Here is a 14531-nt window from a genome sequence, read left to right on the forward strand (position 1 = left end):
CCCCCCCACCCACCCGCGCACCCAGAAAAACCCCTTTACCCCCCATGGGATACTGACCCCATCCACACGTACCCACCAGGAGAACGGCACCCACTCCTATGGCCCCGGTCAAGTCCCTCACCGCCACCGTCCACCAGCGCCTCGCGGACGCCCTCTCGGCCACCCTGCCGGAGGCACACGCGGACCCGCTGCTGCGACGCAGCGACCGTGCGGACTACCAGGCGAACGGCATCCTCGCCCTCGCCAAGAAGGCCAAGGCCAACCCCCGCGACCTGGCGGCCCAGGTCGTCACCAACGTGGTGTCCGGCGACCTGATCAAGGACATCGAGGTCTCCGGCCCCGGCTTCCTGAACATCACGCTCACCGACAAGGCGATCGTCGAGAACCTCGCGGCCAGGTCCGCCGACCCCGACGCCCGTCTCGGCGTACCGCTCTCCGCCCACCCGGGCACGACGGTCATCGACTACGCCCAGCCGAACGTGGCGAAGGAGATGCACGTAGGCCACCTCCGCTCCGCGGTGATCGGCGACGCGGTGGTCCAACTCCTGGAGTTCACCGGCGAGAACGTGGTGCGCAGGCACCACATCGGCGACTGGGGCACCCAGTTCGGCATGCTCATCCAGTATCTGGACGAGCACCCGCACGAGCTGGACCACAAGTCCGCCGAGGACAGCACGGCCACCGGCGAGGAGGCGATGTCGAACCTCGACCGTCTCTACAAGTCGGCGCGCAAACTCTTCGACTCCGACGAGGAGTTCAAGACGCGGGCGCGGCTGCGCGTCGTGGACCTCCAGGCCGGCGACCCCGCCACTCTCGCCACCTGGCAGAAGTTCGTGGACGAGTCGAAGATCTACTTCTTCTCGGTCTTCGAGAAGCTGGACATGGAGATCCGGGACGCGGACATCGTCGGCGAGTCGGGCTACAACGACATGCTGGACGAGACGTGCCGCCTCCTGGAGGAGTCCGGGGTGGCGGTCCGTTCGGAGGGCGCCCTCTGTGTGTTCTTCGACGACATCAAGGGCCCGGACGGCAACCCGGTCCCGCTGATCGTCCGTAAGTCCGACGGGGGCTACGGCTACGCGGCGACCGACCTCTCGGCGATCCGCGACCGTGTCTTCAACCTCAAGGCGAACAGCCTGATCTACGTGGTCGACGCCCGCCAGTCCCTCCACTTCAAGATGGTCTTCGAGACGGCACGCAGGGCGGGCTGGCTCAACGACGAGGACGTCAAGGCGTACCAGCTGGCCTTCGGCACGGTCCTCGGCAAGGACGGCAAGCCGTTCAAGACGCGTGAGGGCGAGACCGTACGCCTGGTGGACCTGCTGGACGAGGCGGTCGACCGCGCGACGGCCGTCGTACGCGAGAAGGACACGCAGGGTCAGCTCTCCGACGACGAAGTCGCCGAGCGGGGCACCCAGGTGGGCATCGGCGCCGTGAAGTACGCGGACCTGTCGACGTCGGCGAACCGGGACTACAAGTTCGACCTGGACCAGATGGTGTCGCTGAACGGCGACACGAGCGTGTACCTCCAGTACGCGTACGCCCGTATCCAGTCGATCCTGCGCAAGGCGGGCGAGGTACGCCCGCAGCCGCATCCGGAGCTCGAACTGGCCGACGCGGAGCGGGCGTTGGCCCTGCACGTGGACGCGTTCGCGGAGACGGTGGCGGACTCGGCGGCGGAGTACGCCCCGCACAGGATGGCGGCGTACCTGTACCAGCTGGCGTCGCTGTACACGACGTTCTACGACAAGTGCCCGGTGATCAAGCCGGCCCCGCCGAAGGACGTCGCGGAGAACCGCCTGTTCCTGTGCGACGTCACGGCGAAGACCCTGCACCAGGGAATGGCACTCCTGGGCATCAGGACACCCGAACGCCTCTGACCAGTGCGCGTTCAGGGACCGGCCCGGCGATGCCGCGGCCGGTCCTACGCGATGTGATCCTCCTGAAGTTCCGCCGTGTGGCGGTTGGCGAAGCGGTTGACCATGCGGTCGGCTTCGCGCAGCGGGAGCTTCGTACCGAAGGTCGCTTCCACATCGCCCCTGAACTGGCCCGAGGTGGGATAGTTGCCGTCTATCGAGTTCTTGAAGACCTGGTAGTAGTCCTCCTCAGTCGGCCGAGGCTCCCCGGCCGTGATCCTCTCGATCTCGGCATTGATGTCCGTGCGGCGGCGATCGAGGATCTCCAGTTCTCTCTTGCGCTGCTCCACCATGCGTCGTGCCTCGGCCTTGCGAGCCTTCTCCACCAGGGAGTTGGCCTCGAACGCCCCCTTGGACTCCAGCCGGGCGGCCTCCCAGCGGGCCCGCAGGACAATTCCATCCGCCTGCGCCTTCGCGCTCGCAGCGGTCCGATCCGCCTGCTGGAACAACTCCCACGCGCGATTCAGGAGCCGCCCCGACACGGCATGGTTGTGGCCCAGGCCCAGTTGCGAGACGTCCAGGATGCTTTCGGCCGCCCGGCTGGCGGCGTGATCGGCGAGCAGTGCACTCAGAGCGTCGTAGACGATGGCGGCATCCGCCGGGCGGTCCTCCGGGCGCTTGGCGAGCAGTTTCAGGATGAGGTCGTTCAGGAGGACTGGGAGCCCCACGACATGGGACGCGGGCGGCTCCGGGGCGTCCTGCATCTGCTTGCGCAGCACCGCCAACTGGCTGGAGCCCGTGAACGGCGGCTGCCCGGTCACCGCGTGGTAAAGGAGGCATCCCAGAGAGTAGAGGTCACTGCGGTGGTCGATCTTCGTGTCGCCGTCGGCCTGTTCCGGGGACATGTACGACGGCGAGCCGACCGGCGTTCCCGCGACGGTCAGTTCACGGGCCCCGATGGTCTCCCCCATGAACTTCGCGACACCGAAGTCGAGGACCTTCACCATCCCTTCCGGCGTGAGCAGGGCGTTGGCCGGTTTGATGTCCCGGTGGACGACGCCCTGGCTGTGCGCGGCGTGCAGCGCCTCCGCCATCTGCGCGGCCCACCCGACGGCGAGCGGCCAGGCCGGCGTGGACTCCTTGAGCCGCCGGTGGAGGGGCACGCCGTGCACAAGCTCCATGACGAGGAAGAGGGTCGGGCGCCCGTCGACCGTCACCTCGCCCCAGTCGTGCATGGTCACGATGTTCTGGTGGGACAGCCGCCCCGCCAACTGCACCTCGCGCTGGAACCGCGCCTGAGTCTCCGCCTCGTCCATGCCGTACTGCGGATGCACGACCTTGACCGCGACATCCCGCCGCATCCGCTCGTCCTGCGCGGACCAGACCTGCCCCATTGCGCCGGCACCGAGCCGGTGGCCGATCCGAAACCGTCCGTCAAGCAGTACGCCCTGCACCGGTCCCCTCCCCCGCCGGCGGACTGCCACCGTCGTACGACGGTCCGGCTCAGCACGCCGTTACGCGTAACGAGTATGGCTCCTTCAGGGGCCCGACGAGTCACCCGAGCTGCCGTACGACCCACCCGCGGAGCGCCGCAGTCGACGTGCCTCCTCCTCGACGCGGCGCACGACATCACCGATGCCCGTGCTCTCCTCCAGCCCACTGGACCGGAGTTGGGCGGCAAGGGTGGTGAAGTAGTGGGCGGTGGTGAGGAGATACTCGTCGACGTCGACGTATGCGGCGGACCCCGGAGGTATGCCATTGGCCTCGACCAGGACACGGTTGATCTGCGTCGTGATCTCGTCCCGGACATCCCGCGTCAGGGCCACCGCGCGTCCCACCTGTGCCAGGATCGAATGACAGGAGCGGGGGACCTGCATGAGCAGCCGGTCGTCGCGGTTGACGGAAGAGGACGCGAACGCGCTGGAGCTGAAGTTGCCTGACGACATACGCGCGTCGACGAGCTGGGGCTCGTAGCGCCGCAGGTCGAAGGCGGTGGTCGCGCCCAGGGCGACCCGGAAGCAGGGGTGGACCTGGAACTCCGTCTCGTGCGGCTGGACCGGCAGCCCGTCGTCGCCGACGAACACCACATCGTTGCCGCGCCGCACCCCGAGGAAGCCGGCCCCGTACAGCACGTCGATGACTCCCGGCAGCGTCAACGCGTTGGCGTACGCGGGGAAGTCGTGGTGGAGCGTCTCGGCAGCCGCCTCGAAGCGGCGGGTGAGAGCGGCGCGTGTGACGACGTACCCGGTGTTCTGGAAGAGCGGGAAGAGGTTCTTGAGGAAGGGGTGCGCAACCAGGTACTCCGAGGTCAGATCCTTGAGCTTCCACTCCGAGAACTGCCGACCCGCCTGCTCCACGTCCGCCTCGGTGATCCGGTCCCGTTCATGGTCCAGCCATGCCTTCTCCTGGCAGGCGTTGAGGAACTGGATGGCATCGCGTGGCCGGGGCAGACAGCGGCGGAAGAGATGGGCAGTGATCTCCTCTCCACCCACTGTCTGTGGGAACAGCTCTGTCCACAGCTGTTCCTCGGTCAGTTCGCCTCCGACGGAGGCCCGCGCCCGTGCCAGGGCGAGGGCCCTCAGCGCCTGTTCCGTCCAGGTGATCCTGAGTTCGTCTCCGTGGAACTTGTCACCCTCCCCGAAGGACAGCGAGTCGTAGATATCGGCGCGCAGGAACAACAGGAACCGCACGGACCGCCCGTACAGACTCGCCGCGTGCTTCGCCGCCAGCAGCAGACCGATCACCATGGAGTTGCTGTCCGGCTCGGCGGACCACACCTGCTCCAGCTGGTCGACCATGAGCAGCAGCGGAGGATGGACGACGCCGTCGCAGCCGAGATCGGCGAAGGCCCGCACCACACCTTGCTCCACGATCTCCAACTGCCGTGTGGCGCGCGCTCCTTCGGACGGCGACTGGGCGAGATCCACGCTCGCCTTGACCATCCCGAGCGCCTCCAGCGACAGCGTGGTCTGCAGACCGCGCGCGCCTTGCGCCACCCGATCCACCAGTCGGCCGCCACCACCGCCCGCTGCCTCGCCGTTCTGCTTGAGGAACCGGGCCAACACCTTGACCGAGTCGGTCCTGTGGCCGCCGTCGTGTGCACCCTTGGCATGTTCGACGAGATATCGGGCCGCGTGCACAGCGAACACGTACCGCCAGATCAGCGCCTTGGCCGAGTCCCCCGGCAGCCCCTGCAACTCGAACCGCCGGATCTCCTCCCCGGCGGCCTCGTCAGGAGTGACGAGCGCCTTGCCTCCGGGGTGACCGCCCTCCCCGTCGGCCATCAACTGCATGCAAACAGCGCTCTTCCCGGACCCCTTGCGCCCGATGATGAGCATCTTGCGCCCGCTGAGCGCGCCCCGATACGCGGCGTTCGGTAAAAACCCGCCCCGGAGCAACAGCCCCTCGGTCACGTCCCGTTCTGCATCCTCACGCCCGAAATGCAGGTCGGCGAGCAACGGCCCATCGGCCATGACGTCCCCCTAGTACCACCACGCCATCACTCCCCCAACGGTATCCGTATGAACCGACAACCCGTCCACAGCTGACCACTCCCCCTACGGCAACCACCCGTTTACATACCCTCTAGGGGTATGTACGTTCAAGCGATGACGAACCCTTCAGAGCATCACCCGGAGACCACCGTCACCGCAGGGCCCGCCCCTCGCCCGGGCATCGCACACCACTGGCCCGTACTGGCCGGAATTGCGGCAGCCGCACTCATAGGCCTCGACATGTCCGAGGGCATCGACGCGGCCCCGGCCCTGGCGGCCTCGGCGCTCGTCTACTTCGGCGCCGCGGCGCTCCGGAAACCGTCCTCCGTCTGGCCGCTGTTCTTCGGCTCGGTCGTCGTCATCTTCGCCACCGAGTTACTGGGCGGAGGCGATGTGGACCCGACGTGGGTGATCCTCGCCCTGGCCGTCGTCTTCCTGGCGTACGGCCTTCTGCGCGGCCGACACCCCAACACCCCACCCCCGCACGGCGGCTGGCTCTACCATCTGGTCGCCATGGCCGTGTTCGGCGCCGCCGCGGCGACGGCCCTGGGCGTGACGGAGACCGTGGGCGCGTACTTCGTGGCGGGCGGTCTGCTGGCGCACGCCGTGTGGGATGCGTACCACTACCGGATCGACAAGGTGGTGACGCGCTCACTCGCCGAGTTCTGCCTGGTCCTCGACACCGCCGTGGCCACGGTCATCGTGATCGTGACGGCAACCGGCTGAACGCCTCCGCGGCCACCTGGTCCACCACATCGATCGGCACATCCCACTCGCACCACACCACCTTGCCGAGCTCCCGTTCCCCGACCCCCCACTTGTCACTGAGCGCGGCGACCAGCAGCAGCCCACGCCCGCCCTCGTCGGCGGACTCGTCGACATGCTCCGCACGCTCGGCGATGAACGGCTCCCCCGGCCCGCTGTCGTGCACGGCGACCCGCAGCGTCCTCCCGTCGTACCGCAGGAACAACAGGAACTGCCGTCCGGGCGGTACGCCGTGCACCAGCGCGTTGGTCGCCAGCTCACTCACGCAGAGCAACACGTCGTGGCCACGCTCGGTGTCCGCGAGCCCCCAGTCCGCGAGGAACTCGTAAGCCAACTTCCTGGCAGCGGGCACAGAACGCCGCTCACGCCGGAAGAACCTCTCGCTCAGCGGGCGGGGTTGGACCGTCTCGTTCACGGGACGAGATGGGCAAGCAGCTGCAGGCGGCCCGTAAGGCGGCGGGTTACACGCAACGCTCCCTGGCCGAGAAACTTTTTGATCGCCGAGGAGACGATCGCGTCGATCGAGCAGGGCCGCCGCCCGCTGATGAACGACCTGGCCGAGCAGATCGACCAGCTCCTCGGCCTGAAGGGGATGTTGGTGGCCGGTGTCACGGAACTCCCGGAGATCGACCAGTTCCCCCCTGTTCGCGGAGGAGTACATGGAGCACGAACGTGAGGCCATCAGCCCGTCCTGGTACGACAACGCGGTCCTGCCGGTCCTCCTCCAGACCGCGGCGTACGCCTACGCGGTGATGAGCGAGCGCGTACCGGCGTACGACGGGGAGGAACATACCGCCACCCACCAGACCTGGGCGGCGTTCACGGCGTACGCGGCCCACTGATCGCCTCGCTCACCCCTCTCCGGAGGGGTGACGCACATACGCGACCGGCCCCCCGGATTCCGAGTCGAGGCGTCGACCCAACAGGCGCCGAGCCTCGTCCGCGCCGGGTACGTCCGCGCGTACGACCTGCACGGGCGTGACCAGGTCACTGGTGAACCCGGCCAGCCGCGCCGAGAAGCGGTGGCGGCCCGTGCCGTCCGACTCCGCGCCCCTGAACCCGGTGAGCACCGCGACGACGTACGGCCCGACGGTCACGGCCAGCACGCCCGCGCTCAAGACCCGTTCCGGGTCGCAGCGCCACCAGCCGCGCAGGGCCTCGTACATGTCCTCCGGCGCGAGCCTGGCCGCGTACCCGATCCACGCCCGCTCCGGGTCCTGCGGCACCGGCTCGGCGGGCCCCACCCGGAGCACCGGCAGTTCCGCACCGCCCAGCGCTTCGAGGTCGACCGCGTCGCGCCGGGCGAGCGCACGCACGTCGGCCGCCGGCACCACGGTCCGGTTGCCGCGCCTGCGGACGTCGGGCAGCAGCCCGGCCGCGACCAACTTCTTGAAGGTGTTGGCTGATACGCCGAGTTCCTCCGCCGCGATGCTTGTCGTGATATCCGTCAAGGCATCTCCGTCCTCAACAAGTGAGAATCAGCAACTACGAACGGCCAACTGGCATTCGCCATGCGGGCCACCGTACTTATCAGTCAAGGCATTTGCGAGCAGCAAGGCCTCTTCGGTACCGTCTGCGTCATGCCGGACACTCCACGCCACCCTGTACGGTTCACCGACGCAGCCGTGAGCGACCTGGCGGATCTGCACCGCAGGGATCCGCAGATCGCGCGTGCCGTGCTTCGGAAGGTTCTGCTGCTGGAGCGCGACCCGTATGCGGGCAGGCCACTGGTCGGCGACCTCGTCGGCTGGCGAAAACTCGTGGTCGGCGACCGGCATTGGCGCATCGTGTGGCGCGTGGTCGAGGAAGCGGACGGCACGACGAGCGTGGAGGTCTCCGAGGTGTGGGCCGTCGGCCCTCGCGAGAACTCGGCCGTCTACGACGAACTTCGGGCCAGGCTCTCGCATCTGTCCGACACGCAGGCCGCTCGGGACCTACGAGACCTGCTCGACAGGTTCGGCCTCGACACGGGTGCCGCCACACCCCCGCCTGCGGACCCCGTACCGGACTGGCTCAGCGGCCGACTGACCGACAAGGCGGGCCTTCCTCAGGAGCGGGTCCTGACCATGAGCCTGGAAGAGGCGATCGCCGCCTGGGAGGACTGGATGAGCCAACCGCGCGACTGACCGCGCGGCGGCACCCCCTTCCAGGCTACCGAGCAGCGGGTTCAGGGGGCCGGGAGCTCCGCGTCGAGGCTCTCCCGGTCCACCCCGAAGCGGCGCAGCACATCATCGAGCGAGCTACGGCTACCGCTGTCCGTCTCGGCCCGGGTCAACACGAGCAGCGCGTCCAGCAGGTCCTCCTCAAGCTCCTCCAGCTTGCGCAGTCGCTCCACACCGATCACCGCGGCCACCGGCTTGTGGTGCCGCTCGACCATGATGTCCTCACCGGCCTCGGCCGCCTTGACCAGCCCGGCGACCCCTTTGCCCGTGGCTTCGGTGACGGAAAGCACGGTCGGGTTCTCGCAGAGGATAGACATGGAAAAACTATACAGTTCACCGAGAGAACCTGTACAGATTTCCGGAAGGGCTCACAACACACGAAGGCCGCCCGGAGGAATCCGGGCGGCCGAAGCGCGTGGGCACGGGGACTATGCCCTCGCTGCGAACGTCAGACGTGCGCGGGGCCGAACTTCGGGTTGGGGCCGTACTTGTTCTCGCCCTGGTCGCCGTCGAGGCAGGTGAAGACGATCAGCGTGATGGCACCGACGAGCGGGACGAGCGCGATCAGGACCCACCAGCCCGAGCGGTTCGTGTCGTGCAGTCGGCGCACGGTGACACCGAGGCCGGGCAGGAAGACGGCCAGGGTGTACACGATGCCGAGGATCTGGCTGCCCATGGCGTTGTCGATGATCGCCAGCACGATGCTGATGATGATCGAGAACAGCGCGAACATCCAGTATTCCTTGCGGCGCGAACGCCCGCTGAACACGGCGTACTTCTTGAGCACGTCGAGGAAGTAGTTCATGGGATCCCCCCAGGGAACGATGTGAGCCCGCCGAGCGGATCAGGCCAGTGGCAGAAGTTACGGAAACTGGCGGGAACTCGTCAATAGGGTTTGACGTTGCAGGTCAGGGGCATCAATCTGCCCAGTACACGGGATATTCGACGCCCCGAGGGCATCGATTTCTGGACAGATCCACGCAAGATCGTCGAGAACCGCGCCCCGGACACCGGGAGTTCACGGCACCGAGACCGTCCGGCTGCCCAACCATGTCCGTTCCATTGCCAGTTCTACGCCAGTCCGACGCAAGTTCGAGGCCGCACCGACACCGGACCGATCTCGAACCGTTGCCCGCTCGCCCTCCCCCACAGGACTCCCGGGCCTGTTGTCAGTGGCAAGCCCTAAGGTCACGGACATGGCGACACTTCCCAACCCGCTGCCCCACCTCGCGACCGACCCGACCGGCAGCGCGCTCGGCCTCGCTCTCCCCGCCGGGAGGCTGATCGACGCGACGCACGACGGCCCGTGGCACGAGCCGCTCCTCTGGCACGCCGACGCGCCCTACGCCCCCGGCGACTGGGCCGCGCACCACGACGCGTGGCGGGCCGCCGGTCTCCTCCCGGTGGTCATAGAGGTGGGCGGTGGCCAAGGCGGCCCGGAGGAGTGGGAGTTGATGCCCGCCGACATCTCCTACCCCGGAGACCACGACCCCGAGGAGGTCCTCACCGGGTTCTGGGAGGAGTACGCGGCGGAGGGTGAGGACTGGCCCGGGCTGGCCCCCGGTACAGATGCCGAATCCTCGCAGGCCGACGCCGACGCCCTGGTCGCCTGGTTCGCCGACTCGACCCTCGTCGTCGGATCTTCCCTCAAGGAACCGCGCCTCGCCCTCGTCCCCGCCCGCCGCTCCGCCGACATCCCGGCCGCCATCGGCTGGTCCGGCCCCGCGAACTACGAGAGCGACACCGCCCGCCTCTGCGCGGTGCTCCGCTCCTGGGAGGACCGCTTCGGCATACGGGTCCTGGCGCTCACCTTCAACCAGCTGGTGCTGTCCGTGGCCGCCCCGCCGACCACCCTCGCCGAGGCCGAGGCGACAGCCGCCGAGCACTTCGCGTTCTGCCCGGACAACATCACGCAGGGAGCCCACACCACTCTGCGCGCATACGCCGAACACGAACTGCTGGCCAAGCCGACCTGGTCCTTCTGGTGGGACTGAAGCGCGTTGTCGGAGCGTTGTCGGAGCCTTATCGCAACCCCGCCCCCAGCCGCCGCAGCCCCTCCCGGATCTCCTCCGGCGTCTGGGTGACGAAGCACAGCCGCATCGTCGCCCGCTCGCCCCTTCCCACCTGGCCCGCGTAGAAGGACGCCCCCGGGACGTACGCGACACCCCGCTCCACCACACCCCGGAGCAGGGCGGTGGTGTCGTACGACTCCGGAAGCCGGGCCCAGAGGAACATGCCGCCCTCCGGACGGGTCCAGGTCGAGCCCTCCGGGAGGGCGTCCCCTATCCCGTTGAGCATGGCGTCGCGCCGCTCCCCGTAGACGCGGGCCACACGCAGCACATGGGCGTCGAGATCGCGGTCGGCCAGATAACGGGCGGCGGCGAGCTGGTTGACAGTGGGAGTGTGCAGGTCGGCGGCCTGCTTGGCGACGGTGCACGCGCGCAGCAGCTCCGCCGGCGCCCGCAGCCAGCCGAGCCGCAGCCCCGGCGCCATGACCTTGGAGAAGGAGCCGAGCAGGACCGTACGATCCTCCGCGCCCGGGAAGGAGGCGATCCACGGCACGCGCTCGCCCTCGAAGCGCAGCTCGCCGTACGGATCGTCCTCGACCATCCACAGCCCGAGCCGCGCGGCGACCTCCGCCACGGCGGCCCGGCGTTCGCCCGGCATGGTCTGGCCGGTCGGGTTGCGGAAGGTGGGGACGGTGTAGAGCAGCTTGGGCCGGTGCCGGACGACCAGCTCCTCCAGCGCCTCCGGAACGATCCCGTCCTCGTCCCCGGGGACGGCGAGCACGCGCGCGCCGGCCAGCCCGAAGACCTGAAGTGCCGCGAGATAGCAGGGCGTTTCGACGAGGACGACGTCCCCGGGGTCTATCAGCGCGGTGGCGAGCAGCGACAGCGCCTGCTGGGAGCCGGTGGTGACGAGGAGGTCGTCGGCGTCGGTGGGCAGGCCGCGCCGGGTGTGCCGCAGGGCGAGCGCCTCGCGCAGAGCGGGCTCGCCCTCGGTGGTGGCGTACTGGAGGGCCCGCGCGGGCGTGTCCGCGAACACGTCCCGGAACGCGGCGGCCACGCCCTCCGCGTCGAACAGCTCGGGTGCGGGCAGCCCGCCCGCGAAGTTGATCACGTCGGGCCGCGCGATGACGGCCAGGATGTCCCGTACGGCCGATCCTCCGACCGCCCGTGCCCGCGCGGCGAGCGCGGGCACGGAAGCAGAGGCAGAAGCAGAGGCAGAAGCAGAGGCAGAGGAAGAGGAAGAGGAAGAGGCGGCTGTCACTGAGGCGGTCATGCGCGGCTCCTACAGGCAGGTGGACGGACAGACGGGACACGTCTCCTGCCCACACCCTAGGGAAACGGGTGGTGCCTACAACCGCTTTTCACGATCCGGACGCCGCCGCCGGACTCAGACCTTGCGGCCACTCGCCCCGTACACGTTGATGTCCGCGTCCGTGACGTCGTTGATGTCGCGGTAGCGGACCTTCTCGATGTCGTCGAGCGAGTCGAGGTACGAGGCCTCGACCTGCTCCGGGAGCGGGGCGGCGCCGTCGGGACGCCAGTGGTGGGCGGGCACGACGCCCGGCTCGTCGAGGGCGAGCCCGTTCTCCTCGAAGAAGCGTGCCACCTCGGCCCTGGAGCGGAGCACGAAGGTGAACCCGCGCTCGGTGTAGGTCCGTTGCACCGCGCGGATGTTCTCGGGGTTCAGATCCTCGGTGAGGTGACTGAGGACGAGCCGGCTGCCGGAGGGCAGCGCCTCGACCAGCTCGCGCACGATGTCGTACGCCTCCGGCTCCGCCACGAAGTGCAGGACCGCCGCGAGGACGAGCGCGATCGGCCGGTCGAAGTCGAGGGTCTTGCGGGCGTGGTCGAGTATCTGGGCCGGGTCGGCGAGGTCCGCGTCGACGTAGTCGGTACGGCCCTCGGGCCCGCTGGTCAGCAGGGCGCGCGCATGGGCGAGGACGATCGGGTCGTTGTCGACGTACACGACCCTGGTGTCCGGGGCGATGCGCTGGGCGATCTGGTGGACGTTGTCCCGCGTGGGCAGTCCGGTGCCGATGTCGAGGAACTGCCGGATGCCCTCCTCCCCCGCCATCGTCGTCACCGCACGCCGCATGAAGTCGCGGTTGTGCCGGACGTCCAGGTACCCGCGCGGATTGGCGGCGAGCGCCGCGGCCGCCGCGTCGCGGTCGGCCGGGTAGTTGTCCTTGCCGCCGAGGAAGACGTCGTAGACCCGGGCCGGATGGGCCTTGGTGCTGTCGATCCTCCTTCTCAGCTCGGCGGGGTCCTGACTGAGAGCATCGCCGCTCATGTGGCCTCTCCCTGGGGAGCCTGGGGTCCAAACCTCTTCAACGGACAACAACCTATCCGCCGACCGCAGTTGAGGTTCGAAAATCGAAAACAGACCGCCGACCCGTCCCGGAACCCCACTCCCGCCGTCCCTCAACCGGCTCCCACCGTCCCGGACCGTCCCCGAACCGGACGACATCCCAGCAGGTCAGCGCACCGATGGGCCGATCGGCGTCCCGGATTCGCCGGGAAGCATGGCGTTGGGACGGATCACGGCACAAGCTGTAGCAGGTCGAACGGCTCCGCTTCCCGTTCCCTCCCCCTCACACCGGAAACCGGAAAGGGCACACCCATGTCCGTACGCAGGTCCCGTACGCGTCTGTTCGCCGCCACGGCGGTCGCGCTCGTCGCCCTCACCACCCTCACGGCGTGCGAGGACGGAGAGGGCGTACGCGACGAGGGCCCGTCATCGACGTCCGCCCGATCAGAACGTGAACCCGGACCCGCGCTGCCCGAACCCGGGTCCGCGCCGGGGCAGGCTCACAGCATGCGGGCGGCCTCGGTGGCCCAGTAGGTGAGGATGTTCTGCGCGCCGGCGCGCTTGATCCCGGTCAGGGTCTCCAGGATGGCCCGCTCCCGGTCGACCCAGCCCTTCTCCGCCGCGGCCTCGACCATCGAGTACTCGCCGGAGATCTGATAGGCGGCGACAGGCACGTCCACGGCGTCGGCGACCCGGGCGAGGATGTCGAGGTAGGGCCCGGCGGGCTTCACCATCACCATGTCGGCGCCCTCCTCCAGGTCGAGCGCCAGCTCCCGCAGCGACTCCCTGACGTTGGCGGGGTCCTGCTGGTACGTCTTGCGGTCCCCCTTCAGCGAGGAACCGACGGCTTCCCGGAAGGGCCCGTAGAAGGCGGACGAGTACTTGACGGTGTAGGCGAGGATGGCGACGTCCTCGCGCCCGATCTGGTCGAGGGCATCGCGCACGACCCCGATCTGGCCGTCCATCATCCCGCTGGGGCCGACCACATGAGCCCCCGCGTCGGCCTGCACCTGGGCCATCTCGGCGTACCGCTCCAGGGTGGCGTCGTTGTCGACGCGCCCCTCGTCGTCCAGTACTCCGCAGTGCCCGTGGTCGGTGGTCTCGTCGAGGCAGAGGTCGGACATGACGAGCAGGTCGTCCCCCACCTCGGCCCGCACATCACGGATGGCGACCTGGAGGATCCCGTCCGGGTCGGTGCCAGGAGTCCCGAGGGCGTCCTTCTTGCCCTCCTCCGGCACGCCGAACAGCATGATCCCGGAGACTCCGGCGGCGACGGCGTCCGCGGCGGCCTTCTTCAGACTGTCCCGCGTGTGCTGCACGACCCCCGGCATGGAGGAGATCGGAACAGGCTCACTCACCCCTTCCCGCACGAAGGCGGGCAGGATGAAGTCGGCCGGGTGCAGTCGGGTCTCGGCGACCATGCGCCGCATGACGGGCGAGGTACGCAGCCGCCGAGGACGCGTACCGGGAAAGGATCCGTACTTCGACATACCCACACGCTACGCCCGCCCCACAGCCCCCTTTACCGACGAGACGTCGGGGGCACTTTCAGCACCGGCCCGCACCTCCAGCCCGTCCGGCGTTTGAGGACGAGCGCTTTCGGCGCGAAGGGGGGTCTGGGGGCGCAGCCCCCAGTGGGGGTCCCCCCTCTGGGGGAGGGATGGGACGGGTAGGACCCGATTCGCCCCCGCCATACGGGTATTGGCGCTGCTGGGCCTGACCTGGCTGCTCGTCGGCATGCCCGTCGGGACGGCCGAGGCGACGACATGCGTCTCCGTCTCCACCGGCTCGGGCAGCGACACCTCGGTGACGGTCACCGGGAACGGCGCCACGGTCACGGTCGGCACCGGTGTCCCGGTCGCCGCCCCGGACGGCTGGTCGGTCAGCACGGGCAACGGTGGAGCGGCCGTCACCGGGAACGGTACGGCGGTCGTCGT

General features: G+C 68.9%; 16 protein-coding genes and 1 pseudogene. 8 read left to right on the top strand and 9 right to left on the bottom strand.

Going from position 1 to position 14531, the window contains the following annotated elements; genetic code table 11:
- Window positions 1–98: 98 nt before the first annotated feature.
- Window positions 99–1880 carry an arginine--tRNA ligase gene (argS, locus tag STRTUCAR8_RS00565; protein WP_006373403.1) on the top strand — a complete coding sequence of 594 codons (1782 nt, stop codon included), beginning with the start codon at window positions 99–101 and terminating at the stop codon, window positions 1878–1880.
- A gap of 44 nt (window positions 1881–1924) precedes the next feature.
- Here the strand turns inward: argS and STRTUCAR8_RS00570 are convergent, their stop codons facing one another.
- Window positions 1925–3340 carry a serine/threonine-protein kinase gene (locus tag STRTUCAR8_RS00570; protein ID WP_319355161.1) on the bottom strand — a complete coding sequence of 472 codons (1416 nt, stop codon included), beginning with the start codon at window positions 3338–3340 and terminating at the stop codon, window positions 1925–1927.
- 54 nt (window positions 3341–3394) lie between these two features.
- Window positions 3395–5329 carry a P-loop ATPase, Sll1717 family gene (locus STRTUCAR8_RS00575; RefSeq protein WP_006373414.1) on the bottom strand — a complete coding sequence of 645 codons (1935 nt, stop codon included), beginning with the start codon at window positions 5327–5329 and terminating at the stop codon, window positions 3395–3397.
- Window positions 5330–5464: 135 nt separating this feature from the next.
- Between STRTUCAR8_RS00575 and STRTUCAR8_RS48635 the strand changes: the two genes are divergently transcribed.
- A complete protein-coding gene (locus STRTUCAR8_RS48635; RefSeq protein WP_006373415.1) occupies window positions 5465–6076 on the top strand; it encodes a hypothetical protein in 612 nt (203 codons plus the stop codon).
- Here STRTUCAR8_RS48635 and STRTUCAR8_RS51125 read toward each other — a convergent pair.
- The gene (locus STRTUCAR8_RS51125; RefSeq protein ID WP_100247464.1) at window positions 6048–6530 is read right to left on the bottom strand and encodes an ATP-binding protein; all 483 of its coding nucleotides are present in this window, start codon (window positions 6528–6530) and stop codon (window positions 6048–6050) included. The genes STRTUCAR8_RS48635 and STRTUCAR8_RS51125 overlap by 29 nt on opposite strands.
- A gap of 78 nt (window positions 6531–6608) precedes the next feature.
- On the opposite strand from STRTUCAR8_RS51125, the gene STRTUCAR8_RS55520 reads away from it, so the two are divergent.
- The gene (locus STRTUCAR8_RS55520; RefSeq protein ID WP_006373402.1) at window positions 6609–6791 is read left to right on the top strand and encodes a hypothetical protein; all 183 of its coding nucleotides are present in this window, start codon (window positions 6609–6611) and stop codon (window positions 6789–6791) included.
- Window positions 6775–6957, top strand: a complete 183-nt coding sequence (locus tag STRTUCAR8_RS55525) for a Scr1 family TA system antitoxin-like transcriptional regulator (protein WP_006373405.1) — start codon at window positions 6775–6777, stop codon at window positions 6955–6957. The genes STRTUCAR8_RS55520 and STRTUCAR8_RS55525 overlap by 17 nt, the downstream gene beginning before the upstream one ends.
- A gap of 9 nt (window positions 6958–6966) precedes the next feature.
- Here STRTUCAR8_RS55525 and STRTUCAR8_RS00595 read toward each other — a convergent pair whose 3' ends face one another.
- Entirely contained in the window at window positions 6967–7566 is a 600-nt protein-coding gene (locus STRTUCAR8_RS00595) for a helix-turn-helix domain-containing protein (protein WP_006373416.1), read from the bottom strand.
- Window positions 7567–7695: 129 nt separating this feature from the next.
- On the opposite strand from STRTUCAR8_RS00595, the gene STRTUCAR8_RS00600 reads away from it, so the two are divergent.
- Window positions 7696–8241, top strand: a complete 546-nt coding sequence (locus tag STRTUCAR8_RS00600) for a type II toxin-antitoxin system RelE/ParE family toxin (RefSeq protein ID WP_006373406.1) — start codon at window positions 7696–7698, stop codon at window positions 8239–8241.
- A 41-nt stretch (window positions 8242–8282) separates the two neighbouring features.
- On the opposite strand, the gene STRTUCAR8_RS00605 is transcribed toward STRTUCAR8_RS00600, so the two are convergent.
- Window positions 8283–8594, bottom strand: coding sequence for a type II toxin-antitoxin system prevent-host-death family antitoxin (locus STRTUCAR8_RS00605; protein ID WP_044471398.1), 312 nt, complete (start codon window positions 8592–8594; stop codon window positions 8283–8285).
- Window positions 8595–8725: 131 nt separating this feature from the next.
- A complete protein-coding gene (locus STRTUCAR8_RS00610; RefSeq protein WP_006373410.1) occupies window positions 8726–9082 on the bottom strand; it encodes a DUF805 domain-containing protein in 357 nt (118 codons plus the stop codon).
- 391 nt (window positions 9083–9473) lie between these two features.
- On the opposite strand from STRTUCAR8_RS00610, the gene STRTUCAR8_RS00615 reads away from it, so the two are divergent.
- The gene (locus STRTUCAR8_RS00615; RefSeq protein WP_006373408.1) at window positions 9474–10271 is read left to right on the top strand and encodes a DUF4253 domain-containing protein; all 798 of its coding nucleotides are present in this window, start codon (window positions 9474–9476) and stop codon (window positions 10269–10271) included.
- A 28-nt stretch (window positions 10272–10299) separates the two neighbouring features.
- Here the strand turns inward: STRTUCAR8_RS00615 and STRTUCAR8_RS00620 are convergent, their stop codons facing one another.
- Together STRTUCAR8_RS00620 and STRTUCAR8_RS00625 are read right to left on the bottom strand one after the other, a co-directional pair.
- Window positions 10300–11559: an aminotransferase-like domain-containing protein gene (locus STRTUCAR8_RS00620; RefSeq protein WP_006373401.1), complete on the bottom strand. Its 1260-nt coding sequence runs from the start codon at window positions 11557–11559 to the stop codon at window positions 10300–10302.
- A 114-nt stretch (window positions 11560–11673) separates the two neighbouring features.
- Window positions 11674–12576 carry an SAM-dependent methyltransferase gene (locus STRTUCAR8_RS00625; RefSeq protein WP_006373409.1) on the bottom strand — a complete coding sequence of 301 codons (903 nt, stop codon included), beginning with the start codon at window positions 12574–12576 and terminating at the stop codon, window positions 11674–11676.
- Window positions 12577–12906: 330 nt separating this feature from the next.
- Between STRTUCAR8_RS00625 and STRTUCAR8_RS51510 the strand changes: the two genes are divergently transcribed.
- Complete coding sequence (locus STRTUCAR8_RS51510) at window positions 12907–13128, top strand: hypothetical protein (RefSeq protein ID WP_006373411.1); 222 nt, start codon at window positions 12907–12909, stop codon at window positions 13126–13128.
- Here STRTUCAR8_RS51510 and hemB read toward each other — a convergent pair.
- The gene (hemB, locus tag STRTUCAR8_RS00635; protein ID WP_044471399.1) at window positions 13095–14084 is read right to left on the bottom strand and encodes a porphobilinogen synthase; all 990 of its coding nucleotides are present in this window, start codon (window positions 14082–14084) and stop codon (window positions 13095–13097) included. The genes STRTUCAR8_RS51510 and hemB overlap by 34 nt on opposite strands.
- A 211-nt stretch (window positions 14085–14295) precedes the next feature.
- Between hemB and STRTUCAR8_RS00640 the strand changes: the two are divergent.
- Window positions 14296–14531: pseudogene (locus STRTUCAR8_RS00640) on the top strand (hypothetical protein); the annotation flags it as partial.

The organism is Streptomyces turgidiscabies Car8 (assembly GCF_000331005.1).
Taxonomy (GTDB): Bacteria; Actinomycetota; Actinomycetes; order Streptomycetales; family Streptomycetaceae; genus Streptomyces; species Streptomyces turgidiscabies.

What these genes read in the sequence shown, in the direction of transcription:
- argS (WP_006373403.1), top strand. Translation starts at nt 99, where the DNA reads ATGGCCCCGGTCAAGTCCCTCACCGCCACCGTCCACCAGCGCCTCGCG.
- STRTUCAR8_RS00575 (WP_006373414.1), bottom strand. Translation starts at nt 5,329, where the DNA reads ATGGCCGATGGGCCGTTGCTCGCCGACCTGCATTTCGGGCGTGAGGAT.
- STRTUCAR8_RS48635 (WP_006373415.1), top strand. Translation starts at nt 5,465, where the DNA reads ATGACGAACCCTTCAGAGCATCACCCGGAGACCACCGTCACCGCAGGG.
- STRTUCAR8_RS55525 (WP_006373405.1), top strand. Translation starts at nt 6,775, where the DNA reads ATGGAGCACGAACGTGAGGCCATCAGCCCGTCCTGGTACGACAACGCG.
- STRTUCAR8_RS00600 (WP_006373406.1), top strand. Translation starts at nt 7,696, where the DNA reads ATGCCGGACACTCCACGCCACCCTGTACGGTTCACCGACGCAGCCGTG.
- STRTUCAR8_RS00605 (WP_044471398.1), bottom strand. Translation starts at nt 8,594, where the DNA reads ATGTCTATCCTCTGCGAGAACCCGACCGTGCTTTCCGTCACCGAAGCC.
- STRTUCAR8_RS00610 (WP_006373410.1), bottom strand. Translation starts at nt 9,082, where the DNA reads ATGAACTACTTCCTCGACGTGCTCAAGAAGTACGCCGTGTTCAGCGGG.
- STRTUCAR8_RS00615 (WP_006373408.1), top strand. Translation starts at nt 9,474, where the DNA reads ATGGCGACACTTCCCAACCCGCTGCCCCACCTCGCGACCGACCCGACC.
- STRTUCAR8_RS00620 (WP_006373401.1), bottom strand. Translation starts at nt 11,559, where the DNA reads ATGACCGCCTCAGTGACAGCCGCCTCTTCCTCTTCCTCTTCCTCTGCC.
- STRTUCAR8_RS00625 (WP_006373409.1), bottom strand. Translation starts at nt 12,576, where the DNA reads ATGAGCGGCGATGCTCTCAGTCAGGACCCCGCCGAGCTGAGAAGGAGG.
- STRTUCAR8_RS51510 (WP_006373411.1), top strand. Translation starts at nt 12,907, where the DNA reads ATGTCCGTACGCAGGTCCCGTACGCGTCTGTTCGCCGCCACGGCGGTC.
- hemB (WP_044471399.1), bottom strand. Translation starts at nt 14,084, where the DNA reads ATGTCGAAGTACGGATCCTTTCCCGGTACGCGTCCTCGGCGGCTGCGT.